Annotated in this window: 26 protein-coding genes; 12 read left to right on the forward strand and 14 right to left on the reverse strand. The window is 69.0% G+C overall.

What is annotated here, in order from left to right:
* The first annotated feature begins 77 nt into the window (after positions 1–77).
* The 4 genes from AC06G6_RS04715 to dhaK are packed head-to-tail and all read left to right on the forward strand — an operon-like array spanning position 78 to position 3,465.
* The gene (locus tag AC06G6_RS04715) at positions 78–941 is read left to right on the forward strand and encodes a class II fructose-bisphosphate aldolase (RefSeq protein ID WP_479826852.1); all 864 of its coding nucleotides are present in this window, start codon (positions 78–80) and stop codon (positions 939–941) included.
* Positions 941–1,777, forward strand: coding sequence for an HAD-IA family hydrolase (locus AC06G6_RS04720; RefSeq protein WP_479826854.1), 837 nt, complete (start codon positions 941–943; stop codon positions 1,775–1,777). Before AC06G6_RS04715 ends, AC06G6_RS04720 begins: the two co-directional genes overlap by 1 nt.
* Positions 1,774–2,418 carry a dihydroxyacetone kinase subunit DhaL gene (gene dhaL / locus AC06G6_RS04725; RefSeq protein WP_479826856.1) on the forward strand — a complete coding sequence of 215 codons (645 nt, stop codon included), beginning with the start codon at positions 1,774–1,776 and terminating at the stop codon, positions 2,416–2,418. The genes AC06G6_RS04720 and dhaL overlap by 4 nt, the downstream gene beginning before the upstream one ends.
* 51 nt (positions 2,419–2,469) lie before the next feature.
* The gene (dhaK, locus tag AC06G6_RS04730) at positions 2,470–3,465 is read left to right on the forward strand and encodes a dihydroxyacetone kinase subunit DhaK (RefSeq protein WP_479826858.1); all 996 of its coding nucleotides are present in this window, start codon (positions 2,470–2,472) and stop codon (positions 3,463–3,465) included.
* 102 nt (positions 3,466–3,567) lie between these two features.
* Here the strand turns inward: dhaK and AC06G6_RS04735 are convergent, their stop codons facing one another.
* The 5 genes from AC06G6_RS04735 to AC06G6_RS04755 form a co-directional block, all read right to left on the reverse strand.
* Positions 3,568–4,200 carry a hypothetical protein gene (locus AC06G6_RS04735; protein WP_479826860.1) on the reverse strand — a complete coding sequence of 211 codons (633 nt, stop codon included), beginning with the start codon at positions 4,198–4,200 and terminating at the stop codon, positions 3,568–3,570.
* Positions 4,201–4,255: 55 nt separating this feature from the next.
* Entirely contained in the window at positions 4,256–4,954 is a 699-nt protein-coding gene (locus AC06G6_RS04740; RefSeq protein ID WP_479826864.1) for a class F sortase, read from the reverse strand.
* A gap of 24 nt (positions 4,955–4,978) precedes the next feature.
* Positions 4,979–5,767: a hypothetical protein gene (locus AC06G6_RS04745; protein ID WP_479826866.1), complete on the reverse strand. Its 789-nt coding sequence runs from the start codon at positions 5,765–5,767 to the stop codon at positions 4,979–4,981.
* 261 nt (positions 5,768–6,028) lie between these two features.
* Positions 6,029–7,072 carry a M14 family zinc carboxypeptidase gene (locus AC06G6_RS04750; RefSeq protein ID WP_479826868.1) on the reverse strand — a complete coding sequence of 348 codons (1,044 nt, stop codon included), beginning with the start codon at positions 7,070–7,072 and terminating at the stop codon, positions 6,029–6,031.
* 137 nt (positions 7,073–7,209) lie between these two features.
* A complete protein-coding gene (locus tag AC06G6_RS04755; protein ID WP_479826870.1) occupies positions 7,210–8,238 on the reverse strand; it encodes an ATP-dependent 6-phosphofructokinase in 1,029 nt (342 codons plus the stop codon).
* Positions 8,239–8,447: 209 nt separating this feature from the next.
* On the opposite strand from AC06G6_RS04755, the gene AC06G6_RS04760 reads away from it, so the two are divergent.
* Positions 8,448–10,328 (forward strand): GAF domain-containing protein, encoded by a 1,881-nt coding sequence (locus tag AC06G6_RS04760; protein WP_479826872.1) that lies wholly within the window; start codon positions 8,448–8,450, stop codon positions 10,326–10,328.
* Here the strand turns inward: AC06G6_RS04760 and AC06G6_RS04765 are convergent.
* Positions 10,325–10,729, reverse strand: coding sequence for a VOC family protein (locus AC06G6_RS04765; protein ID WP_479826874.1), 405 nt, complete (start codon positions 10,727–10,729; stop codon positions 10,325–10,327). The genes AC06G6_RS04760 and AC06G6_RS04765 overlap by 4 nt on opposite strands.
* A gap of 13 nt (positions 10,730–10,742) precedes the next feature.
* Positions 10,743–11,177 (reverse strand): helix-turn-helix transcriptional regulator, encoded by a 435-nt coding sequence (locus AC06G6_RS04770; protein ID WP_479826876.1) that lies wholly within the window; start codon positions 11,175–11,177, stop codon positions 10,743–10,745.
* Positions 11,178–11,436: 259 nt separating this feature from the next.
* Between AC06G6_RS04770 and AC06G6_RS04775 the strand changes: the two genes are divergently transcribed.
* On the forward strand, positions 11,437–11,640 hold the full coding sequence (locus AC06G6_RS04775) for a cold-shock protein (RefSeq protein WP_024365339.1): 204 nt from the start codon (positions 11,437–11,439) through the stop codon (positions 11,638–11,640).
* Between the two features lie 181 nt (positions 11,641–11,821).
* On the opposite strand, the gene AC06G6_RS04780 is transcribed toward AC06G6_RS04775, so the two are convergent.
* The 3 genes from AC06G6_RS04780 to AC06G6_RS04790 form a co-directional block, all read right to left on the reverse strand.
* On the reverse strand, positions 11,822–12,172 hold the full coding sequence (locus tag AC06G6_RS04780) for a DUF6176 family protein (RefSeq protein ID WP_479826878.1): 351 nt from the start codon (positions 12,170–12,172) through the stop codon (positions 11,822–11,824).
* A gap of 125 nt (positions 12,173–12,297) precedes the next feature.
* Positions 12,298–12,657 carry a hypothetical protein gene (locus tag AC06G6_RS04785; RefSeq protein WP_479826880.1) on the reverse strand — a complete coding sequence of 120 codons (360 nt, stop codon included), beginning with the start codon at positions 12,655–12,657 and terminating at the stop codon, positions 12,298–12,300.
* 143 nt (positions 12,658–12,800) lie between these two features.
* A complete protein-coding gene (locus AC06G6_RS04790; protein ID WP_479826882.1) occupies positions 12,801–14,609 on the reverse strand; it encodes an AfsR/SARP family transcriptional regulator in 1,809 nt (602 codons plus the stop codon).
* A 130-nt stretch (positions 14,610–14,739) separates the two neighbouring features.
* On the opposite strand from AC06G6_RS04790, the gene AC06G6_RS04795 reads away from it, so the two are divergent.
* Positions 14,740–14,934: a hypothetical protein gene (locus AC06G6_RS04795; protein WP_479826884.1), complete on the forward strand. Its 195-nt coding sequence runs from the start codon at positions 14,740–14,742 to the stop codon at positions 14,932–14,934.
* Positions 14,935–15,127: 193 nt separating this feature from the next.
* On the opposite strand, the gene AC06G6_RS04800 is transcribed toward AC06G6_RS04795, so the two are convergent.
* From AC06G6_RS04800 to AC06G6_RS04815, 4 genes are all read right to left on the reverse strand, one after another.
* A complete protein-coding gene (locus tag AC06G6_RS04800; protein WP_479826886.1) occupies positions 15,128–15,460 on the reverse strand; it encodes a hypothetical protein in 333 nt (110 codons plus the stop codon).
* A 105-nt stretch (positions 15,461–15,565) separates the two neighbouring features.
* On the reverse strand, positions 15,566–16,345 hold the full coding sequence (locus tag AC06G6_RS04805; protein ID WP_479826888.1) for an alpha/beta fold hydrolase: 780 nt from the start codon (positions 16,343–16,345) through the stop codon (positions 15,566–15,568).
* A 100-nt stretch (positions 16,346–16,445) separates the two neighbouring features.
* A complete protein-coding gene (locus AC06G6_RS04810; protein ID WP_479826890.1) occupies positions 16,446–16,628 on the reverse strand; it encodes a PspC domain-containing protein in 183 nt (60 codons plus the stop codon).
* 241 nt (positions 16,629–16,869) lie between these two features.
* Entirely contained in the window at positions 16,870–17,544 is a 675-nt protein-coding gene (locus tag AC06G6_RS04815) for a TetR/AcrR family transcriptional regulator (RefSeq protein ID WP_479826892.1), read from the reverse strand.
* Between the two features lie 227 nt (positions 17,545–17,771).
* On the opposite strand from AC06G6_RS04815, the gene AC06G6_RS04820 reads away from it, so the two are divergent.
* From AC06G6_RS04820 to atzF, 5 genes are all read left to right on the forward strand, one after another.
* Complete coding sequence (locus AC06G6_RS04820) at positions 17,772–19,301, forward strand: amino acid permease (protein ID WP_479826894.1); 1,530 nt, start codon at positions 17,772–17,774, stop codon at positions 19,299–19,301.
* A 69-nt stretch (positions 19,302–19,370) separates the two neighbouring features.
* Entirely contained in the window at positions 19,371–20,246 is an 876-nt protein-coding gene (locus AC06G6_RS04825) for an urea amidolyase associated protein UAAP1 (protein WP_479826896.1), read from the forward strand.
* On the forward strand, positions 20,243–20,944 hold the full coding sequence (locus tag AC06G6_RS04830) for an urea amidolyase associated protein UAAP2 (protein ID WP_479826898.1): 702 nt from the start codon (positions 20,243–20,245) through the stop codon (positions 20,942–20,944). The genes AC06G6_RS04825 and AC06G6_RS04830 overlap by 4 nt, the downstream gene beginning before the upstream one ends.
* Positions 20,941–24,777: an urea carboxylase gene (uca, locus tag AC06G6_RS04835; RefSeq protein WP_479826900.1), complete on the forward strand. Its 3,837-nt coding sequence runs from the start codon at positions 20,941–20,943 to the stop codon at positions 24,775–24,777. The genes AC06G6_RS04830 and uca overlap by 4 nt, the downstream gene beginning before the upstream one ends.
* Positions 24,774–26,669, forward strand: a complete 1,896-nt coding sequence (atzF, locus tag AC06G6_RS04840; protein WP_479826902.1) for an allophanate hydrolase — start codon at positions 24,774–24,776, stop codon at positions 26,667–26,669. The genes uca and atzF overlap by 4 nt, the downstream gene beginning before the upstream one ends.
* Positions 26,670–26,674: the final 5 nt, after the last annotated feature.

The following is a 26,674-nucleotide window of genomic DNA, read 5'->3' on the forward strand; positions in this document are numbered from 1 at the left end:
CCACATACGGGTTTCCCCCCGTACCCGCGGCGGCGAGGCTCCCCTAGCGTGGGAGGCAGCCAACCTAGGAGGTTCCCGTGGGTGTTGTGCCCCTCAAGGACATCGTTGATCCGGCCTTCCGTGACCGCTACGGGGTGCCAGCGATCAACATTTTCAACGACCTGACCATGGAGGGGGTCCTCGCCGCCGCCGAGGAGGCGAACTCCCCGGTCATCCTGCAGACCTCGGTCAAGACGGTCCGTAGCATCGGCTCCCGCCAACTGTTCGACATGTGGCAGTCCCTGACCCGCGGCATCCAGGTCCCGGTCACCCTGCACCTGGACCACTGCCCGGACCGGGACGTAGTGACCGAATGCCTCAAGGCCGGCTGGAACTCCGTGCTCTTTGACGCCTCCAACCTGCCCGTGGCGGAAAACCAGCGCCAGACCATCGAGGTCGTCGCCGAGGCCCGCCAGTACGGCGCCCAGGTGGAAGGCGAGATCGAGGCGATCACCGGCGTCGAGGACGACCACGGCTCGGACACCGTCGCCCCGCAGCAGAGCCTGGAAACGGCCCTGAACTTCATCGACGCCACCGGCATCGACGTCTTCGCTCCCTCGATCGGCAACGCGCACGGCTCCTACAAGGCAGCCCCCGTGCTCGACGTCGGCCGCGTCACCGAAATCGTGCAGGCCCGGAACATCCCCATCGCCCTCCACGGCGGATCCGGCCTGAGCCCGGAGCAGTTCGCGGACCTGATCGCCCGGGGCTGCGCGAAGGTCAACATCTCCACCGCCCTGAAGGAAACCTTCATGAAGTCCTCACTGGCCTTCCTCAAAGGCGCCGAACAGAACAACAAGTGGGACCCGCCGTCGCTGTTCAAACACACCCGAGCGGACGTCATGACCATGGTCAGGGACCTCACCGAGCAGTTCGGCAGCGCCGGCAAGGGCGGCCGCTGATGCCAGCGCTCATCTTCGACTGCGACGGCGTCCTCGCCGACACCGAACAGCACGGCCACCTGCCCGCGTTCAACCAGACCTTCGCCGAATTCAACGTCCCGGTGCAGTGGAGCGTGGAGGAGTACGGGGAGAAGGTCAAGATCGGCGGCGGCAAGGAACGCATGCGCAGCATCCTCACCACGGACCTCACCGCACGCCTCGGCCTCAGGGACGACGCCGCCGTCGACGGGGCCATACTGGCCTGGCACCAGCGCAAGACCGCCATCTACAAGGAACTGGTGGCCTCCGGCGTGATGCCCGCCCGGCCCGGCATCGCCCGGCTCGCCCAGGAAGCGCACGACGCCGGGTGGACCCTTGCGGTGGCCTCCACCTCCGCGGAGCCGGCCGTCCGCGCCGTCCTCACCCACGCCGTCGGCGAGGACCTCGCGAAGCACTTCGCCATGTTCGCCGGCGACATCGTCCCGCAGAAAAAGCCCGCCCCGGACATCTACCTGCTGGCGCTGCGGGAACTGCAGCTGGACCCCGACGACGCGGTGGTGGTCGAGGACAGCGCCAATGGCCTGCGCGCAGCCCTCGCCGCCGGACTCCGCACCCTGGTCACCGTCAGCGGCTACACCCGGGACGAGGATTTTACCGGCGCCTCGCTGGTGGTCAGCTCCCTCGGTGACCCCGGCGAGGCTGCGGAGATCCTCGACAACCCGGCCGGCGTCGACGTCCCCGGCGCCGTCACGCTGGCGACGCTGCAGGAGATCCTGGACCGGCCGCTGCCCCAGCCGACGTCGCAGCCCAGGCCCGGCGCCTCCACCGCCCCTTCGACCCCGACGGAGACCCCATGACCGCCACCGACCTGGCCGACGTCGAGTACGTCGTCCGCACCATTGCGCAGACCGCCGTCGACAAGGAAAAGGAGTTCGGCGACCTGGACGCCGTCGTCGGTGACGGCGACCTCGGCTATTCTTTGGCCCGCGGCTTCGAGAAGGTCCTGCAGGACTGGGACACACTCAAGCGGGACGACGTCGCCACCTTCCTGCAGCAGATCGCCCTGGCCATCTCCTCCCGGATCGGCGGGACCTCCGGCCCGTTGTGGGGCACCGCGTTCCTGCGCGCGTCCGCTGCCGCCAAGACCGTGGATAAGATCGACGGCGCCGCCGCCGTCGCGATGCTGCGTGCCGCCGCCGAGGGCATCATGGCCCGGGGCAACGCCAGCCTGGGGGACAAGACGCTGCTGGACGCGTTGGTCCCGGCCACCGACGAACTGGAACGCCAGCTCGCGGCCGGCGCCGGACCGGCCGAATGCCGCGCCGCGTTCGCCAAGACCGTCCGGGAATGCGCGGATGCCACCAGCACCCTGGAGGCCAGGCGCGGGCGGGCCAGCTACAGCGGGGAACGCAGCATCGGCTCCCCGGACGCGGGCGCCGTCGCGATCGCCATCATCATCGAACGCATCACCGAGGGCTGGGTCCAGCGCCAGCCTTAAGTTGTCCCTGTTCCATTTCAACCTGACCATCACAACGACGTGGAGACCCTTATGAAAAAGTTCGTCAACGACCCCAAGCAGTTCGTCCCCGACATGCTCGAAGGCCTGGCCCTGGCCAACCCGGACACCCTGAAGTACGTCCCGGAATACAACCTGATCATGCGCGCGGACGGCCCGGACCAGAACAAGGTCTCGATCGTCCAGGGTTCCGGCTCCGGCCACGAACCGGCGCACGTCATGATCGTGGGCAAAGGCATGCTCGACGCCGCCTGCCCGGGCGACGTCTTCGCCGCCCCGCCGTTCGACTACGTCTTCGAGACCACCAAGATGATGGCCTCACCCAAGGGTGTCCTGCTGCTGGTGAACAACTACACCGGCGACAAGATGGTCTTCGACATGGCCCAGGAGATGTCCTCCGCCGAGGGCATCAACGTCCGGACCCTCTTCATCAACGACGACGTGTCCGTGGAGGACTCCACCTACACGATCGGCCGCCGCGGCGTGGCCGGGAACTTCTTTGTCATCAAGGCCGTCGCGGCCGCGGCCGAGCGCGGCGCGGACCTGGACGAGGTCATCCGGATCGGCGAGAAGGTCAACTCCGTCACCCGCAGCATGGGCGTCGCGCTGACCGCCTGCACCCCGCCGGCCAAAGGCAGCCCGCTGTTCGAACTCGGCCCGGACGAGATCGAGATCGGCGTCGGCATCCACGGCGAGCCGGGCCGGCGCCGGGCCCAGATGATGAGCGCGGACGAGATCATCGAGGAGATGCTCACCCCAATCGTCGGTGACCTGCCGTTCGGCGACGGCGACCGCGTGGCCCTGATGGTCAACGGCCTCGGCGGCACCCCCATCAGCGAGCTGTACCTGCTCTACGGCCTGGCCCACAAGCGCCTCGCCGGGCAGGGCATCAGCGTGGGCCGCAGCTACGTGGGCGAGTACTGCACGTCCCTGGACATGGCCGGGGCGTCCATCACCCTGGTCAAGCTCGACGACGAGATCGAGTCGCTGCTGATGGACCCGGCCGAGATCCCGATCCGGGTCTTCTAGGCCTGTATACCCGGTTTCCCTGGATTCCCGGGGAGCGCAGTACGACGGCGGAGCCGGTCACCTTTCGGTGGCCGGCTCCGCTGTTCTTGGCTTGCGCACGGGTCAGGGGTGTTCGATCCAGCAGGCCAGGATCGTCGTGGAAAGCTGGTAGGCCAAGGCATTCCGGGTGATGCTTTCCGGTCCCAGCACCGCCGGCAGGTCGGAAGCATCCACCTGAAGTACGAAGTTGTCCTTCAGGAACACTGCCGACCCGTCAGCCGTCTCGTAGGCCGGGAAGCCCAGATTCGCCAGGCCCTCAACGGGTTTGGCGTCCTTCGCCAGGGCCTGCATGGCGTCGAAGTATGTCCGTGCCGACGCCTCGTCCCCAGCCTCCCTGACGGAGATTTCCAGGGCGCCTTCCTCCAGGTGGTACGTGCAGGTGAAGGTGCTGTCGGCCCAGTTATCGACCGTGTGCGGTTTCGAATCCAGATCCAGGATGGAGGTGAGCCTGTCCATGGGCTGGTCCCCGCACACCATCCGGGCAGCGTCGCTGGGGCCCACGGCCTGCGGCGCGCCCGGGGAGGTGGAAGACCCGTGGCCGTGCCCGCCGGCATGCCCTGGTTCGGCGGCAGCGGAGGATGACGAGGGAACGACGGCGGTGCTGCCCGGCCCTGCGGCTCCGGCGGCTGTTGCGCAGCCGGAGAGCAGCAGGGAGGCGGCGGCCAGCGCAGCCAGCGCATGCTTTCGGTGTCTCATTGTCCAGTCCATTCGCGCCTTGTATCACTTCCGTTAGGAACGGCATTTACGTGGGTCAAACTTTGAGTTTCGCGTAAATGACGTAGTTGTCGTCGAAGAGCCCGGTGGCGGGGTCGTAACCGTCGCACGTGATCAGCCGGAGCTCGGCTCCAGGGGTGTTGCCGTAGACCTCGAGGGTGGGGAAGTTGTTTTTGCTGTACTGGGCGCCGCGGTCAACGGTGAATACCGCCGTCGTGCCGTCGGCCCGGGTGACGTTGATCTCGGTGCCCGGGGTCAGTTTGCGAAGGTCAGCGAAGACTCCGCGGCCGCCGCCGAGTGCGTTGACGTGGCCCAGCATGACGGAGGGTCCGCGTTCCCCGGGGGTGGGAGAGTCGTTGTACCAGCTGGCAGGCGCGCTGCTGTCGGTGGGAGGTACCTCCAGGGAGCCGTTCTCCCGGAGTCCAAGTTTCAGGAGGTCGGTCCGCACGCCGACCGCCGGGATTGCCAGGGTCACCGGCTCGGATCGGGGCAGCACCGTGGGTTGTGAGACCGCGGGCGCGGCAGGAGGACTCGATGCCGGACCTGCCTGTGCGGCGGAACCGGGGGCCGTGGTGGTGGCCGCCGCGGAGGGTGCGGCGGAAGCTGACGGCGAGGAGCCGGCGTCGGGCTCACTGCTGGTCCCTGCACCGCAGCCGGTCAGAACCGCCAGGAGCAGAACCCCGGCCGCCGTGGCGGCACGGAGGCCCGCCTGGCGGCCGGGATTCCTGGTTCTCACAGTAGTGATCCGGTCAGCCGGTGCTTAGGCCGCGGCGCTGGCGGTGCGGCGGCGGACAACGTAGGCTCCACCGGCGAGGGCGACCAGGGCGAGGCCACCGCCGACGGCGAGGGCACCGGTGTCGGTGCCGGTTTCCTGGGTGACGCCAGTGTCAGCGCCGCCCACCGGCATATTCATCTGGCTTGCCGCCAGGGTTCCGCACAGTGCGGGGGAGGTGGCGGCCAGCGGAAGGGTGGGTGCCAGGTCGCTCTTGGCGGCCTGCCCTGCCGCACTCAATGTGGCCGGGTCAAGGCCGTGAACGACGACCACTGCGGTGCCCGCGTCCAGGGCGGCCTTGGTCTCGGCATTCAGTTCGAACGTGCGGTCAACGGTGTAAGCCGCGCCCTGGCCGGCGACCTTGAGGTCAAGGCCGGCTGCCGGGCTGGTGTCGCCGCTGGTGGACAAAGTGGTGACGATTCCGCCGTAGGACGGTGCGCCTTCGGTGGTGGAGATGACCTGGTCGCCGTCCTTGTCCGCCGAGAGGACCGGGCAGGTGCCCTGGGCCCCGCCATGGATGTGCTGAACGTGCGGGTACGGGGCGTCCATGAAGGTTGCGGGCATGCCCGAGACCTTCAGGACGACGTGGGCCTGGTTGCCCGTGACGTCGACCGTGACGGTGCCGGAGCCTGCGCTGCCGTTGATCTGGCCGAGAGTGGACTGGTACGAATGGTCCGCTCCGTCGTGGGCCATAGCGGGGGAACCTGAAACGGCCAGGGCGGCCAGGGCGGCCAGAGCCAGGGTGGGGACCGCCATAAGGCGAAGGGACTTCTTCATGTTTGATCTCCTCGTACACGCATGTGATGTTAGCGCCCCAAAGGGGCCATGGGTACTTCGGAGCGTGGCCTGAGAAGGATGGGTAGGGATGTGGCCGGGCCCACATCCCTACCGCCGTCGGACGCGGCCGCCTAGCCGAACATGTACGTCGCCTCGTCGCCGACACCGATTCCTATCGGAACCAAACTGATCCTGGTGCGGGCACCGTCTGGAGCGCTGACGCACTCCAGACGGTGCCCGCCAGGGACAGTTAACGGAAACCTACTCCGAGGTGCGGTTCGTCTGCTCCGCGAGGGTGTCCCAGAACGAGGTGTCGGCTGTGGCGATCGAACCGTCGGCGATGGCCCGTGCCGTGGCGTCCAGGGTGACGACGGTCTGCCTGATCAGGTAACCGTTGCTCTTCTGGCCGAGCACTGCGGATTCCCTGGTGTTGTCCGACATGCCGCGCATTTCGAACAGGATGGTCGAAATGCCGTATTCCACTGCGATGCCGTTGCGGCTGATGGTCTCGGCGTCTCCTCCGACGTACTTGCCAAGGTGGCCCCACCCGGTGGAGTCGACGGCGTCGAACACCACGGCACCCAGGCGCTTGGATCCTTCCAGCACAGCCGGGTCGACGTTGGGGGTAGTGGGGTAGAGGATCGAGCCCGACACCAGCTCCCCGTCCCGTTCGCTCTGCGTTCCCTGGTGATGGAGATCAATCATGTAATCGACGTCGTAGGCACGCATCACGTTCTCGTGCAGCGCCTGCGTCTCGGGCTCGAGCTTGTTCACATGGTCACGGTTGAGGTCCACATTGTTCGCATTGGTCCGCGTCAGGGTCCTGCCGCCGTCGGCGATGTATCCGTCCAGCGGGAAGTCGACGTCACCCATGGCACCGTCGGGATTGAGCATGGGGACCACCAGGATGTTCACGCCGTCGAGCACTCCCTGGGCCTTGGCTGTTCCCAGATGCTTGACGAACTCCAGTGCCCCCTCCGTGGTCAGCTGTTCGTTGCCGTGCTGCTGCGTCAGGTAGAGGATGGTCGGGTTGTCCGGGTTGGTCAGGTACTTGGCCAGGTACAGGTCGCGGCCCTTGACCGACTGTCCGATCACTTCCAGCTCCAGCGCGGACTGGCGGGCGTCCTGCTTCTGCAGTTCAGCGACCACCTCGTCATAGGAGCGCAGGATCGAGGTGTTGATGGTCTCGTTGCCCCCGTAATTGGGGCCCTCACCCACGGCAAAGGCCGGAGCGGCGGCGGTGGCACCGGTCGTCAGCACAACGGCCAGCGAGAGTGCAGCGAATTTCCTGGATGCGTTCAACATGTTCCTCCAAAAAGTAAATATGACAACTTGAGTCAAATGCCACAGCCTGGTTGTGTCAAGCAATTGTTTCGGATGTCATGAAGCGGCGTAGCAGCGACGAGGCTCCCGCCGGCGGGTCCGCCGTCGGACGCGGCCGCCTAGCCGAACAGGTACGTCGCCTCGTCGTACCGGTGCTGCGGCACGGTCTTGAGCTTGCCCACGGCCTCCGCCAGGCTCACCCGGACGATCTCGTCCCCGCGCGTGGCGACCATCTTCCCCCAGGCCCGGTCATGGATCCCGTCGACGGCGGCGAGGCCCAGCCGGGTGGCCAGGACCCGGTCCGTGGCGCTCGGGGCGCCTCCCCGCTGGATGTGACCGAGGGTCGTAGACCGGGTCTCGATGCCGGTCCGCTCCTCGATCACGGGGGCGAGGCGCTCGCCGATCCCGCCGAGCCGCGGCCGGTTGAAGCCGTCCAGGCCGCGTTCGGCGAGCGGTTCGGTCATGCCGGCGGAGATGAAACCCTCGGCCACGACCACCAGCGGGGTGCGGCCGCGCCGGAACGGGCCTTCCACCCACTCGCAGATCTCCTCCAGGCTGGCCGTCTGCTCCGGGATGAGGATGGCATGGGCGCTGGTGGCCATGCCGGCGTAGAGCGCGATCCAGCCCGCGTGCCGGCCCATCACCTCGGCAATCATGCACCGGTGGTGGGACTGCCCGGTGGTTTTGAGCCGGTCGATCGCTTCCGTGGCGATCTCCACGGCGGTGTGGAAGCCGAAGGAGAAGTCGGTCGCGGACAGGTCGTTGTCCACGGTCTTGGGCACCCCGACGATGGGGATGCCGGCGTCGCTGAGGATCTTCGCCGCCGCCATGGTGCCCTCGCCGCCGATCACGATCAGCGCATCCACCCCCTCGGACCTCAGGTTCGCCTGGATCCGGTCGATGCCGCCGCCCTCCCCAAGCGGGCTCACCCGCGACGTGCCGAGGATGGTCCCGCCGAGGTTGGCGATGCCGCGCACGCTCATCCAGTCCAGGTTGATGGTGCTGCCCTCCACGAGGCCGCGCCAGCCGTCCGTGAATCCCACGAACTCGTCCCCGTGGACGCGGATGCCGCGCAGCACACAGGAGCGGATGACGGCGTTCAGGCCGGGGCAGTCGCCGCCGCTGGTCAGGATCCCGATGCGGGCCATGAGTCCCTCCCTGGGGGAACTGGTGCTGGCGTAACCTTCTGTGCTTCCACCCAACCACCGGCCCGACGCGGGCGGTATAAGGACTTCCCCACCTCCGCGGGGCGGGATAACCCGCACCCGCGCGGGGTGTCCGAACGTCCGGTTGTGGTGGTAGATTCCGTGCAGACCGGCATCCCTTGGGGGCTGCGTTTCGTCAAGGAGGACGAACCATGTCAGAAGCCGAGCCGCAATTCGACACGCTGGTCCGGAGCCTGCGCGACGTCGAGGGGGCCCAGCACAAACTCGACTCCGTCGCCGCACTGGCCTTTGACCTCGCCGGGCGGTTCGAGCTGCAGCCGCTGCTGGGCCGGGTCCTGGGCCATGCCACCTCCCTGCTGGGCTGCGAGTCCGGCTCCATTGCCCTGGTCAACGAAACCAACGGCACCTACACGAAGAAAGTGGACATCGGCGTCGGATGCCAGGAGGGCCAGACCTTCTCGTTGAAGGAAGGCTTCACCGGCCAGATCGTGCGCAGCCGCTCCACTGTGATCCTGGACGCCTACAGCGCCATCGAACGCGGGCACATCCCGGCGACGGATCCGCGCTGGAACTGCGCCGTGATAGGGGTTCCCATCCGGTGGGGCGAGCAGATCATCGGGGCCTTCATCGTGTTCAGTCCGGAGGAGGGCAGGGTGTTCACCGCAGAGGAAGCCCGGCTGGCCGAACTCTTCGCCAGCCACGCTGCCATCGCCCTGGCCAACTCCGAACTACATGCCACCGCGTCCATCCGGGAACGCGAGGCCGCTGTCGCCGCCGAACGTGAACGGGCCGTCCGGGATGTCCATGAAACCGTGGGCCGTTCCCTGGCCACCCTGCTGCTGAGCCTCGACGAAGCCGAAAAAGCCAGCCGGCTCGACGGCGGCGAGCACACGGTGACGCCACACCTGCGCAAGGCCCGGACCATGGCCCACGACGCGCTCACCGAGACACGCCGGACGGTCCTGGGCATGGGGCCGGCGGCGCTCGCCGGCCGGACCCTGGATGAGGCGATCGCCGGCGAACTGGCCTGGGTTGAGGCGATGTCCGGCGCCGCGACCCAGTTGACGGTGATCGGGGACGCGCGCCCGCTCGCCCCGGAGATCGCGCACCAGGCGTTCAAAATCGTCCAGGAAGCGCTGAACAACGTGGTGACCCACGCGCGGGCCACGGCGGTGCGCACGGGGCTGATCTACGACGCCGGGACGTTCGCCGTCGTCGTCGAGGACAACGGTCAGGGCTTTGACCTCGCGGCGGCCCACGGCGACCACGCGACCCTGCCCGCGGGCTGCCTGGGACTGCACGGCATGAGCTCCCGGGCCATCCACCTGGGCGGGGAGCTGCACATCGACACGACCCCCGGCTGGGGCACCACGGTCCGCGCCACCCTGCCGGACCGGGCACCGGAGCCGGAGGCGTCCGGGCGGCCGCAGTGGAAGATCCTCATCGCTAATGACCACCCCGTCATCAGCGCCGGCCTGGTTCGGCTGCTCAGCATCGCCGAACCCGCCATCCAGGTGACCGCCGAGGTCCGGTCCGCCGAGCAGCTGTGCGACGCGTTCGAACTGCTGCGCCCCGACGTCGTCCTGGTGGATCTGGACATGGTCCATCAGAACACCACCGGCGTGCTGGCCAGGATCCGGGAGGTGGACCCCGGCGTCGCGATTGTGGTGCTGACCGACAACCCCACCGTGGAGCAGGTGCGTTCGGCGCGGCAGGCCGGGGTGCGCGGCTTTATCAACCGGCGGGCAAGCGGGGACACGATCGCGCGCATCCTGGTCGCGGCCGGCCAGGGCCAGGCCCTCGTGGAGGGCGCCATCTTCGACCACCTCCTGGGCGCCTCCTCCCCGGAGTCCGAGGGTGCGGCCGATGCGTTCACCGCCCGCGAGAAGGAGGTCCACGACATGGTGGTCCGCGGCATGGCGGACAAGCAGATTGCGCGGGAACTCGGCATCTCGGTCAAGACGGTGGAAAAGCACGTCGGTTCGATCCTGCGCAAAACCGGGGCGCGGAACCGGACGATGCTCGCCGGCATGACCGGGGGAGACGCCGTCCCCGCGCACCCCTGGGGCTAGGCGGCCTGGTTGAAGCGGACCATGTTGCCGGACGGGTCGCGGAACGCGCAGTCCCGCGGGCCCCAGGGCTGGGTGATGGGTTCCTGGAGGACCTCCGCGCCGGAGGCCCGGACCGCCTCGAACGTGGCGTCGAGATCGTCGGTGCGGAAGACGAGGATGGGGAGGGCGCCCTTGACGAGCAGCTGCTGGAGGGCGTCGCCGTCGTCCTGGGAGCGGCCGGCGTGCGGTTTGGAGAGGACGAGCTCCAGGTCGGGCTGGGCCTTGCTGCCGAGGGTGACCCAGCGCTGCCCGTCGGAGCCGACGTCGTTGCGGACCTCCAGTCCGAGCACGTCCCGGTAGAAGGCGAGCGACTCGTCGAGGTCGTTGACGGTGATCTGTGCGTACTGCAGTGAAATGTTCATGTCCCTCACGCTATTACTGCGGTCGCGGGGGCGCTTCTTCAATCCTGCTCGGTTTGCGGGCGGGCCGCGTGCGCAGCCGGGCAATGCACGGCGGCATGGCCTGCACCGCGGAGTGCTCCCGGGCCCGGTACGCACTGGGCGTCATGCCGACGATCTCGGTGAACCGCGAGCTGAACGACCCCAACGAGGTACAGCCGACCTCCATGCAGGCATCGGTGACGCTGGCGCCGGCCCGCAGCAGCGCCATGGCGCGTTCGATCCGGCGGGTCATCAGGTAGTTGTAGGGCGTCTCGCCGTAGGCCGCCTTGAACTGACGGGAGAAGTGCGCCGGGGACATCAGGGCACCGGCGGCCATGGTGGGCACATCAAGGGGCTTTGCGTAGTTGCGGTCGATCAGGTCCCGGGCCCGGCGCAGGTGCGCCAGGTTGGCCAACTCCTGCGGTGTCATGCGGCCATTCTAAGTCCGCTGAGGTCCCGGCGGAGGGACGCAAATAGAGGCGCCGGAGGCGCCGCCCCGGCCCCGGTGGTAATCCGCCCGGGATTTCTCCTGTAGTGTTGATCCTGTTGTTGTGTTTATGCAGTTCGTAGTTCAGGCAGTACGCAAGGTTGCAAGACCTTGTTCTTCTGAAGCAGCGGTTTTGAGCACCCCACACAGGAGGACCCGAAAGTCGGGACTTTTCCTCCACCTTCACGAAGGACAAAAAATAATGGCTACTGGTACCGTCAAATGGTTTAACGCTGAAAAGGGCTTCGGCTTCATTTCCCCCGATGACTCCTCACAGGACGTCTTCGCACACTACTCCGCGATCGCCTCTTCCGGCTTCCGCTCCCTCGAAGAGAACCAGAAGGTCTCCTTCGAAACCGAGCAGGGCCCCAAGGGTCCCCAGGCCGTAAACATCCAGGCTCTCTAAGACTTAGCTTCCAGCTAACTCTTCTGAGTCCGGAACCTTACAGGTTTCGAGCAGGGTCCGTCTTTGACGGGCCCTGCTTTTGTTTAACCCGACTGTGCGGTGTCCCAAGTAGCTGGCAGCAGGGGCCGTTCTGAGCCTTCAGGACGGCCCCTGCTGCCAGTCAGTTGGGGCGGGCAAGCGCTCAGCCGGCGGCGCGGTAGTCGAGGAACAGCGTGGCCGGGATAGGCCCCATCAGCATCTCCTTACTCATCCCGTGCACGTTCGCCAGATGCTCTTTGAACCAGATGTCGTAGGGATCCTCCGACGCGGCAAGCGTCTGGTAGGCCCTGGCGAGATCCTCGGCCTCGTGGAAGAGGCAGGTGAAGTCACCCTGCGGAGTCTGCATCAGGCTGGCAACTTCCCGCACCAGGCCCATGCGGGCCCGCGAGGCTTCGTGCTCTTCCCGCCGGGGGCCTGTCAACGCCTCGATGCCAGCCTTCCACTCCTCCAGTTTCCCGGGCAAAATCGGCGCGAACCACGTAATGCATTCCATGACGGATGTCCTTCCACGCAGTGGTGAGCACGGCGGCAATCCCACCGGCACAGCTGCATGGTAGTCCCGCGGACGACGGCGGGACAGGGCTTCCGGAGTCGGCTGCGGGCCTGCTTGACCCGGCGCTAGGCCGCACTGCCGGCGGCGCGGTATTCGAAGAACACCTCGGCCGGGATTGGCCCCTGCAGCATTTCCGCCGTCATCCCGTGCACGCTCTCCAGATGCCCCCGGAACCAGACGGCGACGGGCTCTTGCGACGTCGCGATCGTCTGGAACGCTTTCGCGAGGTCCTCAGACTCATGGAACAGGCAGACGAAATCCCCCTGCGGCGTGTGCATCAGGCTGGCGACCTCCCGGGCGACGCCTGCGCTCTGATATAGACGGTCAATCTCCTCCCGGCGCGGGCCGTTGACCTCCTCCACCATCGCCTGCCACTCCTCCAGTTTCCCGGGCAGGATCGGCGTGAACCACGTGATGCTTTGCATGACAACGTTCCTTCCACACAGCAGGGAGCGCGACGGTAATCCCATCGGCAACTGAATGTTAGTCCTGCGGACGACGGCGGGACAGGGCTTCCGGAATCGACTGCGGACCCGCTCGGCTCCGGACCCGCTCACCCGCGGAACGCTCAGAGGGAGACGCTGTGGCGCCGGGCCAGGAACGCCGTCAGCGCGGGGTTGTCGATCTCCTTCGCCAGCCAGGGCACGGCCTGGGCGGCCGCCTCGTCGCCGAGCGCCGCGCGGTGCGACTGCGCCCGGACCACGAACTCGCGCATGCCGCTCTTACTGGCCAGCGCGGCCAGCCGTTCCACGAACTGTGACGCCCGCGGCGAGCCCGTGGCGATGGTGACTTCCGCCGCGACATCCAGCAGCCGGGCGGTGTACCAGAGGTACCAGGGCTTCGGTTCCAGGCCCCGGTCGATCCAGTGCTCGGCGGCGGCGAGGTCGCCGTGCGCCAGGAACAGCCGGGCCTCGGCGCCGGCGGCCAGCGCCATGTAGCAGTGGTCGCCGGCGAGCTCGGCCATCACCCAGGACCGGTCGATCAGGTCCGCCGCCGCGTCTAGCCGGCCGGCGGCAAGGTAGGTTTCGCCGCGGACTCCGTCGACAAACGGCTCGAACGCCGTCCAGTGCTCCGCCGCCACACCGTCGAGCGCCCGGTCCAGGGCGGCGGCCGCAAGCTCCAGGTCCCCGCGCAGCAGATGCACGCGCCCCAGCAGGGCCTCGCTGAACGCCTGCTGCCGGCGGTTCCGGACCGTCCGGGCCAGTCTCCGGGATTCCGCGAAAGCAGCCACCGCATCCCCGTAATGCGCGGTGTCCGAGGCCAGCATGCCCTGGATCGCGAGAATCCTGGCCTGCTCGTCGGGGATGCCCCGCGCCGCCTGCATCGCCCGCTCCAGCCAGCCGGCCGCGCGGTCCGGGACTCCGCGCTGCACGGACAGGTAGCCCAGCTCGCGGAAGGCGGCGGCGGCAGTGCGGGAGACGCCGTCGGGCGCTTCCGCCGACAGCGCACGGTGCAGGAAATCGGCGACCTCGGCGCCGCGGCCTCCGGCCTGGTGGATCAGCGCCCCGGCCAGTGTCACCAGCGACTCGGCCACCAGGTGGCGGTCAGTGGTGCGCTGGGCCAGGACGACGGCGAGCCGCAGCTGGTCGAGCCCGCGGTCCACGGCCCCCGCCGACAGGGAGGCGCTGCCGGCGTCGAGGTAAGACCGGACCGTGGCCGCGGTGGCGTGGAGCTCGGGGTCGGCGGTTGGCGCCGAATCGGACAGGGCACGCCGGACTTCCGCCGGCAGCGGCAGGCCAAGCTCCCGGTGGTAGAGCTCCGCGCATTTGCTGACCTCCTCCCGGGCCCGCCGGTGCTCGCCCAGGGCCACGAGCGCCTTGACCAGGACGGCGGTGCAGTCCGCGTGGAACGGGTCCCGGCGCAGCGCCAGCGAGGCCAGCTCGACCGCCTCCGCGGGCGTGCCCGCGGCGAGGGCGGCCAGCGACGCCTCGTACAGCAGCGACTGGATGCAGTTCTCCAGCCGGTACCGCTGCTCCGCCAGCCAGGAGTCAAAGACCGGGCTGTCCGCGAAGGAGAGGCCTTCCAGCAGCTGGCCGTCGAACCGCCGCGGGTCCAGCCCGTTGCCGGGGGCCGAGCCGACCAGCTCCAGGGCATCGCAGCGCCAGGACTGCAGGAGGGTCAGCCGCAGCGGGTCCCCGGTGATGGCGACTCCGTCCAGGGTCCGGCGCAGCTCGGAGAGGTTCCAGCGCAGGGCGCCGAGGGGATCCGCGGCGTCCGGGAACAGCAGGGTGGCGGTCCGGGAGCGGCTGACGCCGTCCGGCTGCAGGGCGAGGTAGGCCAGCACAGCCCAGGCTTTGCGGCCCTTGGGCTGTGGGGGAGTGGTGCCTGGCGACTCGATCTTTGGCGGACCGAGGAGGCGGATCCACGTCTCGGCCATAGGAGTAATTTTACGCCGCGGGGCCCTCCGGCGTGCCGGGGAATTCAGTCCCGGGGGCTTCACACGGTTGCTCACACGGCGGCTGCGGACACTGGAGTCATCCAATCCGCCCCACCCCGAGGAATCAAAAATGGAACTGCTCGTAGTCCTGCTGTTTGGACTCGTGATTATTGCCGGAACCGCCACGGTCCGCGCCATGCTCAAGGACGGTCACGGCCACACGCCTGTGGTGCGGTCCACGGAGTCCTGGAGCGCCGGGAGCCTGCCCAGCGAACCCTTCACGTCGGCCCTGGCCTGGTACCTGCCGGGCTCGCGGGTCCAGTAGGCGGTGATCCAGGCAATTTTTAGGCAGTCCACATCGCCGGTGCGGCGAACATGTTGCGGGGCGGTGGGCCGGTGGCCCACCGCCCCGCACTGTGCCGGCTTGTGGAGTTCAGTGCGCGCTCAAAGTGCTTGCCATCTGCTGCCGCTCACCTGTTTGTGGGGCCGCACCCGCGCGTCTGTTCGACCGATCTACATCAGGACCAGCCTTCGAACGCCATGGAGAAGATAGCGTACAAAAACGCCGCGGACGTGACCACCAAAGCGATGGTCCCCGGGATCCTTCCTTGCTTCCCGGTGATCGAGAGGATCCCCAGGAAGACGGCGTACAGGGTCAGAGGAAAGGTGAAGAACGCGTAGAGGCCGGCCAAGGCCAGCCCTTGGGGCCCGTTTCCTACTGCAAGGGACGCGAGGACCGTGACGACGCCGTTCACGATGACCAGGATCAGGGCAAGCAAACCGACCGTGAACTTCCCTTTTCGCGGCGGCGCAGGCTGGATACGGTAGCGGTCTTCCGGTCCTGTCCCCATAAGGGTGACGGTACCTCATGCCCTTCTTATACCCAGCCATTGGAGGACGAATATGCACAACCTGAACCACCCGAATCTGGCAAAACCATACGACAGCACATCGGGTCAGGTGACGGCGGCATCGTGAATGCCTTCCGCACGGTCCCAGTGCTCCCGCAGCAGCCCGCCCAGCCGTTCGGGCTCCACCCGGTGCGGGGGATCGAAGTGGTAGCGGTCCTGGAACACTTCGAGCCGGAAGTCGGGAAAGACCGAGGATAGGCGCTCGCCAATGTCACCGAACAGGTCCGGGTTGCTCCGGCCGCCCAGAACGAACAGCACCGGGGCGTCGAAAGCAGCCAGCCGGCCGCGGTCCAGGTCGTAGCTCCGGAATGTGTGCAGGAAGGCCTCGATGCCGGCCGGGCGCCTGGCCATCCACGGCGGAGGATCCCCGGGAGCCGGCGGCGGAAAGACCACGTCGGGCTTGACCTGCAGCCGCATAAACTCCGGCATGAACTGCCCGGGCGGCAGGGCTGTCAGCCGGTCGAAGGCCTGCCACAGCTCTGCGTGGGCCGGGCTCCAGCCCCAGCTTCCGGCCCAGGCCGGCTCCACTAGGGCCAGGCTCAGCAGGCGCTCCGGGTGTTTGGCGGCAAACGCCAGGGCGGCCGAGCCGCCGCCGGAATACCCGGCGAGATGGAAGAACTCCCAGCCCCGGGCGTCGGCGTCGCGCAGCACCCCGTCAATCTCCGTGTCGAGGCTCCAGCCCGGCGGCGGCTCGTCGCCCGCGTAGAGTTCCAGGTCCTTGGCGACAGCCTGCACATCCGGTCCAAGGGCCTCGATGAGCGAGCTGTACGCCGGCTGCGCGGGAAGAACAGCACCCGGAAGCAGCATGACCCGAATCGGTCCCATGGCAAAACGATACGCGCGGCCGGGCCGGTTTCAAGGGGAGCTTGCCCGCACCCGGCCAGCAACCGCGGACGAACCCGGCCGCCGTCGTCGAACCTGGCGGTTACGGGCCCTTGGGCATGATGACCCACAGCACGATATAAACGAGTTCCCCGACGCCGAACAGCCCGAAGAACACGAAGCCGATGCGGACCAGCGTCCGGGAGATGCCGAAGCGGTCGGCGAGGCCTGCGCACACGCCGGCGATGATCTTGCCATTCCTGGGCCTAACCAAAGATCGTTCCATCCCGCCAACGTAGCAGTGTGGGCGCGTCAGGAGAACAGGCAAATGGGTGCCCATGAGGACTTCACTCCAGCTGCAGCTGCGCCACGCCTGTCGGACGGCGGGGCTCTGGCAGGATAGCCAGCATGGAGTCCGTCCCTTCCCTTCCCGCGTCCGTCCCCGCCTACGACGGCGTCTAACTTCACCCGGGAATTGACTCGGGGCGGGATCAAGAGAGGCCGAGGTCAAGAGGGGCCAAGGACGCTCAGCCGGCACTCGCCACGAGCGCCGCGCTCCGGATCCGGATCTCCGCAAGGCTGTCCGCCAGCCCGCAGAGGACGATGCCGGCGTCGGCCGCCTGCAGCGGGGACTCCGGCGTGGACAGCCCGTCGGCGCGGAGGCTCACCAGGGACTCGACGAGCCGGAAGGCCAGATCCCCGTTCTGGCTGGTGCTGGACCAGCCGTTCCCCGGCAGTTCCGCCCCCAGACGCTGGTATAGCCCCCGGAGTTCCCTGCGCTCCGCCATGAAGCTGTGGAACCGGGCGCTGCGCGCCTCCGGCAGGTTGTAGAGCACCCCGAGGTTCCAGCGGGCGTTGCACAGTTGGGTTCCGTCGTAAAGGGCGACGGCGTGCAGCCGCGCCGCGGCCGCCGTCGGGCTTCCGTCCCCGTCGTTGACTGAAACGACCCGGCGGGCAAAAGCGAGGCCTCCGGCCACCGTGCCCGCCAGGAGAACCTCAAGGATGTCGTCCTTGGTGCTGAAGTGGTGGTAGAGCGAGGACTGGCGGATCCCGACGGCCTCCGCGATGGAACGGGTTGAGGTGTTGGCGTAGCCCTGCGTGGTGAAGAGTTCGGCGGCTGCGTCAAGGATTTCCTCACGGGCCGTGGCCCCCGGTCGGGAGGGTTGTTGCTTGCGGGGGCGCCCCGGGCCGGTTGTCGTCACGGCATCATTCTTGCACCCGGCGGGGCCGTCCGCCGCCGGCCTAAGCCCGGTGAGATCGCGGAAACACGACGGAAATAATCCGTCAATCTACCTTTTACACGGGCGAAACGAGTTCGGGATCTCCAACTGGAAAACTATCAAGTGACCGGTATTCCGAAGTGTTGGGCCCAGCGCTGCATTTGCCGGAAAGCCTCAACCCCCACGCCGTTCCAGCCCCGGAGATTCCGATGACAACCACAGTTCTTCCCTCATCCGCGCAGACGGATGACGCAGACCTCACGTCGCTTGGCTACGAGCCGTCCCTGCACCGCAAACTGGGCCGTTACGCCTCCTTCGCGGCAGGCTTCTCCTTTGTTTCCATCCTGACCACCATCTTCCAGCTCTTCGCATTCGGCTACTCCTTTGCCGGCCCGGCCTTCTTCTGGACCTGGCCGGTGGTGCTGCTCGGCCAGCTGCTGGTGGCCCTGAACTTCGCGGAACTCGCGGCCCGCTACCCGCTCTCCGGGGCGGTCTACCAATGGGCCCGGCGGGTGGGCGGTGAAACGGTTGGCTGGTTCGCCGGCTGGTTCATGGCCCTGGCGCAGGTGGTCACCGCCGCCGCAGCCGCCATCGCCATGCAGGTTGTGCTGCCCCAGCTCTGGGAAGGATTCCAGCTGGTGGGCGGCGACCCGGCGCTGAACACCACCAGCGGCGCCGCGAACGCCGTCGTCCTCGGGGCCATCCTGCTGGTGGTCACCACGGTGATCAACTCCCTGGGCGTCAAGCTGATGGCCCATGTGAACTCGGTCGGGGTGACCTGCGAAATCGTGGGCGTCGTCGCCGTGATCCTGGCGCTTATTACCGCAGCCCAGCGCGGACCCGACGTTGTCATGGACACCACCGTCCTGGCCGGATCCGACCTCGGAGCGGTGGGCGCGTTTATGGTCTCGGGCCTGATGGCCGCCTACGTCATGGTGGGCTTCAACTCCGCCGGTGAGCTCTCCGAAGAGACGATGTCCCCGCGCCGCACGGCACCCCGGACCATCCTGTCGGCCCTGATCATTTCCGGCATCGGCGGGGCGCTGATGATTGTGACGGCGCTGATGGCCGCCCCCAGCCTCGACGACGGCCGGCTCGCCACCGAGGGCCTGCCGTACGTGCTGACCGCGGTCCTGGGCACGTTCTGGGGCAAAGTGCTCCTGGTGGACGTGGCTGTGGCCATTTTTGTCTGCACCCTGGCCATCCAGACGGCCGGGTCACGCCTGGTGTTCTCCATGGCGCGGGACGGCAAACTCCCCGCGTCGGCCCTGCTCTCCTCCGTGCACCCCACCCGCGGCACCCCGATGTGGCCCTCCATCGCCATCGGCGCCCTGGCCGTGGGCGTGCTCGCCATCAACGTCGGCAACGCTGCACTCTTCACCACGCTCTGCAGCGTCTGCATCGTGATGGTGTACTTGGCCTACCTCCTGGTCACCGTGCCGCAGCTCATCAACCGCCTCCGCGGCGACTGGGACCGGGTAGGCCAGACCATGCCTTCCGGGCTCTTCTCGCTGGGACGCTGGGGACTGCCGATCAACATCCTCGCGGTGCTCTATGGCGCCGTGATGGTGGTCAACCTCGCCTGGCCCCGCCCCGAGGTCTACGACCCCTCTGGAGAGAACGGCATCCTGCTCTATTCCGCCCCGCTGATGGTGGGCATCGTACTCCTCCTCGGCATCTGGATCCGGCGCTCCAGCGCCCGCTCGGCGGCCCGCTCCGACGCCCGCACCAGCGCCTGAGCCCCGCCTCAACTGACTCCCACCCGCCCACACGAACGCCGCCCGTGCGCCTCCCACTCCAGGACTGACATGACACAGACCACCGAAACACCAGCCACCGCCACCACCGCCGGAGCCCGCGCGCACGCCCGGGAGCAGCACGGCCGCACCGCCGACACCATGCGGCACGTCCCGGCCTCCGCTGCCCCGTCCCGGTACACCGCCGGCCTGCCGCAGACCCCCAGGGAACGCCTGACCTGGGCCGAATCCGTGGCCTTCGGACGCTACACCGCGCTGCCGCTGGCCCGCGGCACCCGAATCCGGCTTACGGACACCGGCGGCGATGCCTGCGTCCACGTCCTGCTCTACCGGAGCGGGGCACTGCACGAACGGCTCAACGTGGCGGACACCGTCAAGGTTCCGTGGCAGGCCTACCCCACCGCGGGCCACCCCCTGCTGTCCGACGCCGGCCGGCTGATGGGCACGATTGTGGCCGACACCTCCGCCCGCCACGACGCCCTGACCGGCACCACCACGCTGGCCGGGAACACCGCCCGCTACGGCGCCGGAACCGTCCACAGCAGCTCGCCCGCCGGGCGGGAACTGCTGACCCTGGCCGCCCTCAAACAGGGGCTCGGCGCGCGGGACGTGGCGCCGTCGCTCTCCCTGTTCAAGGGCATCCGGGTTGACCCGGACGGCAGCATCCGGTTCACCGGGTCCGCCGGCGCCGGCGCCGCCGTCGAGATCCTCCTGCAGATGGACGCCGTGATGCTCCTGGCCAATACCGCCCACCCGCTGGATCCGCGGCCGGACTTCACCGGAACCGCCGTCGACGTCGTCGCTTGGCACGCCCCGGAGGACCTCGGCCTGCTGGCGGAGGGGCGCCTGACCGGGCCGCTGACCGCCGAACACCGGCAGGCCCTGAACAACACCGAACACGACCTCACGGCAAGGAATGCCCGATGAAGACCGCCACCAAAACCCTGACACCCGCAGCCGCCCTGACACCCGCAGCCGCCACCGCCAGCCAGACAGCGCTCGCGGACGGCGCCGTCATCCTGGACGAATACGTGGAAGCCCGCGGCCCCTGGTCCGCCGTTGTGGCCGCCGGCGACGTGCTGACCATCGTGGACCTGGCCGGGAACCAGGCCGTGGACTGCCTGCTCTACGCCGCCGACGACACGGAGGTGCGCTATTCCGCCGCCGTCACCGTCGCCGCGCAGCGCTCCATCGTGCTGACCACCGGCTCCGTGCTCCGTTCCGACGCGGGCGAGCCGCTGATGACCGTGGTGGCGGACGAGGTGGGCGTCCACGACACCATCGGCGGGGCCTGCTCGCAGGAATCCAATACTCTGCGCTACGGCCAGCACACCCGCGAACAGCACGCCTGCGTGGAGAACTTCCTCATCGAGGGTTCCCGCTGGGGGCTGGGGAAACGTGACCTGGTCTCCAACATCAACTGGTTCATGAACGTCCCGGTGGACCCGGACGGGGCCCTCGGCATCGTGGATGGCCTCTCCGCCCCGGGCAAGCGCGTGGCCCTCCGGGCTGACGTGGACACCCTGGTGCTGGTCTCCAACTGCCCGCAGATCAACAACCCGTGCAACGGCTTCAACCCCACGCCCGTCCGCATGATCGTCACCCGCCCGGAGGCTGCCCTGTGAACCGCTTCGACACGCCACTGTTCGACACACTGCTGGTCGCCAACCGCGGCGAAATCGCCTGCCGCATCATCGAATCCGCCCGGAAAATCGGCCTGCGCACCGTGGCCGTGTTCTCCGAGGCCGACCGGGGCGCCCGCCACGTCAGGCTCGCGGACGAGGCCGTCCTGCTGGGCCCCGCCCCGGCCAAGGACTCCTACCTCAAGGTCGAGGCCCTCCTGGCCGCGGCCGCCGCCACCGGCGCCGGCGCCATCCACCCCGGCTACGGCTTCCTCTCGGAGGACGCCGGCTTCGCTGAGGCCGTGGAGGCCGCCGGGCTGGTCTTCGTCGGGCCCACGCCGGGCCAGCTCCGGATCTTCGGCACCAAGCACACCGCGCGGGACGCCGCACGCGCCGCCGGCGTCCCCATGATCGCCGGATCGGGCCTGCTCCCGGACGTGGACGCGGCCGTGCTCGCCGCCCGGGGCATCGGCTTCCCGCTGATGCTCAAGGCCACCGGCGGCGGCGGTGGCATCGGGATGACCGTGTGCCGTAACGAGGACGAGCTCACCGAGAGCTACCCCCGCGTAGCGCGCCTTGCCGGGGCCAGCTTCAGCACGGCCGGCGTTTTCGCTGAGCGCTACGTGGAGCACGCCCGGCACGTGGAAGTGCAGATCTTCGGCGACGGCGGCGGCAGGGTGGTGAGCCTGGGCGACCGGGACTGCTCGCTGCAGCGCCGCCACCAGAAAGTGGTCGAGGAAGCGCCCGCGCCGGACCTGCCCGACGCGCTCCGGGACGAACTGCACCGCAGCTCCCGGGCCCTCTGCGCATCGCTGGACTACCGCTCGGCCGGGACCGTGGAGTTCGTCTACGACCCGGTCCGGAAGGAAGCGTCCTTCCTCGAGGTCAACGCCCGGCTCCAGGTGGAGCACCCCGTCACCGAGGCCGTCACCGGCGTGGACCTCGTGGAGTGGATGCTCCGGCTGGCCCAGGGCGGGGCCGAGGCAGCCGGCGTGCTGGCCGGACGCCCGGACAGCCTCCCCGTCTCCGGCTACGCCGTCGAAGCCCGGCTCTATGCCGAGGACCCGGCCCGCAACTTCCAGCCCAGCTCCGGGACCGTCACCAACGCCATTTACCCCGGGACTGACGGCGTGCGCGTGGACGCCTGGGTGGAAACCGGCAGCGAGGTCTCCACCAGCTACGATCCGCTGCTGGCCAAGATCATCACCACCGGCACCGACCGGAACCAGGCCTTCGACCGTCTCGGCGCCGCGCTGAAGGCCACCCGGATCGACGGCATCGAGACGAACCTCGGGATGCTCCGGGCCGTGACGGCCCTGGACGTGGTCCGCGCCGCGGCCCACTCCACCGGCACCCTGAACGACCTGGGTGATCCGGAACCCCGGATCACCGTGGAACGGCCCGGGCTGCAGACCTCGGTCCAGGACTGGCCCGGCCGTGCCGGGCTGTGGCAGGTCGGGGTTCCGCCCAGCGGCCCGATGGATGACCTGTCCTTCCGGCTCGGCAACCAGGCTCTGGGCAACGCCGAGGGTGCGCCGGGACTCGAGTTCACCATGACCGGGCCCAGCCTGCACTTCACCCACGCCACCACCGTGTGCGTCGCCGGCGCCTCCACCACCCTTACCGTGAACGGCACGGACGTCCCGGCCTGGGAACCGGTCACGGTGCCGGCCGGAGGCACCCTCGACGTCGGCACCGCCGACGGGTCCGGCCTCCGCGGCTACATCCTGTTCCAGGGCGGACTCGATGTGCCGCAGTACCTGGGCAGCGCGTCCACCTTCACCCTCGGCCAGTTCGGCGGCCACGGCGGCCGCGTCCTTCGGACCGGGGACGTCCTGCGGGCCGTGGCCCCGGACGCTGCCGCGGACTCCGCCACGGGTTCGGCCCCGAATTCCGCCGCGGATTCGACGCCGGCCACCCGGCCGGCGGCTCCGGGACGGGCCGGCCCCGTTCCGCTGGACAGCCGGCCGGTGCTGACGTCCGCGTGGGAGCTGACCGTCGTGGAAGGCCCCCATGGCGCCCCCGAGTTCTTCCAGCGCGAGGACGTCGAGGACCTCTATGCCGCCAGCTACGAAGTGCATTTCAACTCCGCCCGCACCGGCGTGCGCCTCATCGGCCCCAAACCGCGGTGGGCCCGCAGCGACGGCGGCGAGGCGGGACTGCACCCCTCGAACATCCACGACACGGCCTATTCGGTGGGTGCCCTGGACTTCACCGGCGACACGCCCATTCTGCTCGGCCCGGACGGCCCCAGCCTGGGCGGCTTCGTCTGCCCCGTGACCGTGGTGACGGCCGACCGCTGGAAACTGGGACAGCTCCGCCCCGGAGACACCGTCCGTTTCGTGCCGGTCGAAGCCCGGCAGGCGCCGTCCGCCAGGGACCTGGGACCGGGCCGGCAGCTGCTGCTGCCCGGGGACGCGGGCTGGTCCGGTTCTGCCGGCGTGAAGACCGGCGCTACCTCGTTGCCAGGCGCCGGTATCCGCCAGGGAGACGGCGACGACGGCGTGCTGGGCCGGGTGCCCGAAGGCCCGGGACGGCCCGCGGTCACCTACCGCCGCTCCGGCGATGACAACCTGCTGGTGGAGTACGGCGACATGGTGCTGGACCTCAGCCTCCGGGCCCGTGTGCACGCCCTGCACCTCCACCTCGAGGAGCTCCGGATGCCGGGGATCGTGGACCTCACCCCCGGGATCCGGTCCCTGCAGATCAAGATCGACCCCACGGTGCTCCCCGCCCCGCGCCTCCTGGGCCTGGTGCAGGAAATCGAAGCTGCTCTGCCGGCCAGCTCGGAGCTCGTGGTGCCCAGCCGCACCGTCCGCCTGCCGCTGTCCTGGGATGATCCGGCCACCCGCGAAGCCATCCAGCGCTACATGGCCGGCGTCCGGGACGACGCCCCGTGGTGCCCGTGGAACATCGAGTTCATCCGGCGCATCAACGGCCTGGAATCCGTGAACGAGGTCTTCGACACGGTCTTCAACGCCGAATACCTGGTCCTGGGCCTCGGCGACGTGTATCTGGGTGCCCCGGTGGCCACGCCCCTGGATCCCCGCCACCGCCTGGTCACCACCAAGTACAACCCGGCCCGGACCTGGACGCCGGAAAACGCCGTCGGAATCGGCGGGGCCTACATGTGCATCTATGGAATGGAAGGACCCGGCGGCTACCAGTTTGTCGGCCGGACCACCCAGGTGTGGTCCCGCTACGCCGATTCCGCGCCGTTCGAACCGGGCTCGCCCTGGCTGCTGCGGTTCTTCGACCGCATCTCCTGGTACCCGGTCAGCCCGGAGGAGCTGCTGGACCTCCGCGTGGACATGGCCGCCGGCCGGGGACGCGGCGTCGAGATCGAGGACGGCACCTTCTCCCTCGCCGAACATGAGGACTTCCTGGCTGCCAACAGCGAGTCCATTGCGGTGTTCCGCGAGCAGCAGGCGGCGGCCTTCGCCGTTGAACGCCAGGCCTGGGCGGACGCCGGCGAGTTCGACCGCGCGGACGCTGCGGCCGCCGTCGTCCCGGATCCTGAAGAGCTGGTGGTGCCCGACGGCGCCACCCTGGTCGCCGCCCCCTTCGCCGCCAGCGTATGGAAGGTCGACGTCGCCCCGGGGGACCACGTGCTGAAGGGCCAGCCGCTGGTGTCACTGGAGGCGATGAAGATGGAAACCGTGCTGCCCGCCCCGTCCGACGGCGTGGTGCTGCAGGTGCTGCCGGTGGCGGGCTCCCAGGTGGTGGGCGGCGAGGCCCTGGTGGTCCTTGGGCTCCCCGCAGAAACCTCCGCGACGGACCCGTCCGCGCAGGAACCCAGCCTGGACGCCAAGGAACTGGAAGAGGCAGCAGCATGAGCACGACGTTTGCGGGACCGAGCGCCACTGCCCGTGTGCGGGCGGCGCTGGCCGCCATCGAAGGCTCCGGCCGGCCGGAAATCTGGATCACCGTCCGCGCCGCGGACAAACTGCTGGCCGAGGCAGCGGCTGTTGACGCAGCTGTGGCCGCCGGCGGGGACCTGCCCCTCGCCGGGCTGCTCCTGGCGGTGAAGAACAATGTGGACGTTGCCGGGATCGACACCACCGCGGCGTGCCCCGGATTCGCCTACATGCCGGAGCAGGACGCCGCAGCGGTGGCCCGTATCCGGGCAGCGGGTGCGGTGGTCGTGGGCGCCACGAACCTGGACCAGTTCGCCACCGGGCTGGTCGGCACCCGCAGCCCGCACGGGGCGGTCCGTGATGCGCGCCGCCCGGACCGCATTTCCGGCGGCTCCAGCTCCGGCTCCGCCGTAGCCGTGGCCCTGGGGCTGGCGGACATCGCCATCGGCACGGACACCGCCGGATCGGGCCGTGTCCCCGCCGGGCTCCAGGGAATCGTTGGCATCAAAGCCACGCTGAACGTGGTCTCCACCGCCGGAGTCGTGCCGGCGTGCCGTTCCTGGGACGCCGTCACCATTTTCGCGAGGGACATCGGCACGGCTGAGTTGGCCATGGGGACCATGGCCGGCGGGGCGCGCCAGTGGCCCGCCGATGTCCGCCTGGCGGCGCCCGCCCGGCCGCGCGTCGCGTATCCGTCCAGCCTTCCGGAGCTCCCGCAGGCCTGGGCGGATGAGTTCGGCCGCGAGATCGCCAGGCTGCAGGCCTCCGGCGTGGACGCCGAACCGATCGAGTTCGACGTGTTCCTGCAGGCTGCCCGTCTGCTCTACGACGGCGGCCTGGTGGCCGAACGCTACGCGGCCGTCGGGGCCTTCGTCGACGCTGCGGGCGACAGCCCAGCAAACCCAGCAGGGCTGGACCCGACGGTCGCCGGAATCGTTCGCCGCGCCAGCCAGGTAGCGGCCCACCAGTATGTAGCGGACACCGCCCGGCTGGACGTACTGAAGCGGCAGGCGATGGCGCGGCTGGAAGGGTTCGACGCCCTGGTGGTCCCCACGGCACCGTTTCATCCCAGCCTGGCCGAGGTCGCCGCCGACCCCTTGGGCGTGAACTCGCGCATGGGCACCTACACGAACTTCTGCAACCTGTTCGACCTGTGTGCCGTGGCCGTACCCGCGGGCGAGGTGGACGGCTCCCAGTTCGGGCTCACCGTTGTGGGGCGCCCCTTTGACGACGCCGTGGCGGCCGACATCGCCCGCAGGATCGAAACGCCGCCGCGGCCTCCGGCGCTGTTCGCGGACGGGGCGGCTCCCGCACGGCAGCTGCCGGCGGGGGAGCCGTGGCCGGTTCGGGCCGGCGCGTCCTCGGTACCCCTCGTGGTGGTGGGGGCGCACCGCAAGGGCCAGCCGCTGGCCCACCAGCTCGAAACCCTGGGAGCCTGCTGGGCCGGGCCCGTGCGCACGGCGGCCCGCTACCGCATGGTCGCGCTGGATACCCAGCCGCCGAAACCCGGCGTGTACCGCTCGGAGGACGGGGCGGAACTGGTGGCCGAGCGCTGGCTGCTCTCGGCAGCGGCGCTGGGGCACTTCCTGGCGGCTCTGCCCGAACCGATGCTCCTGGGATCCGCGCGCCTGAGTGACGGCTCCAGCGCCGTCGGTTTCGCCTGCGATGCGGTCGCCGCCTCGAGCGGCACGGACATCACCCGGTACGGGGACTGGTTGGCGGCGCTGGCTGCAGCCCCGAGCGGGAAAGAAGGTCCCGGGCAGGACGCGCCTGGAAAGGGAACACCGGGACAGGGTACGGGCGGCACGCTCCGTCAAGCGCTCCTGACCGGATTCACCAGAGGACTGCAGTCGGGTAACAACCGGAAGTAGGGGGA

Source organism: Arthrobacter sp. CJL-S3 (assembly GCF_056711635.1).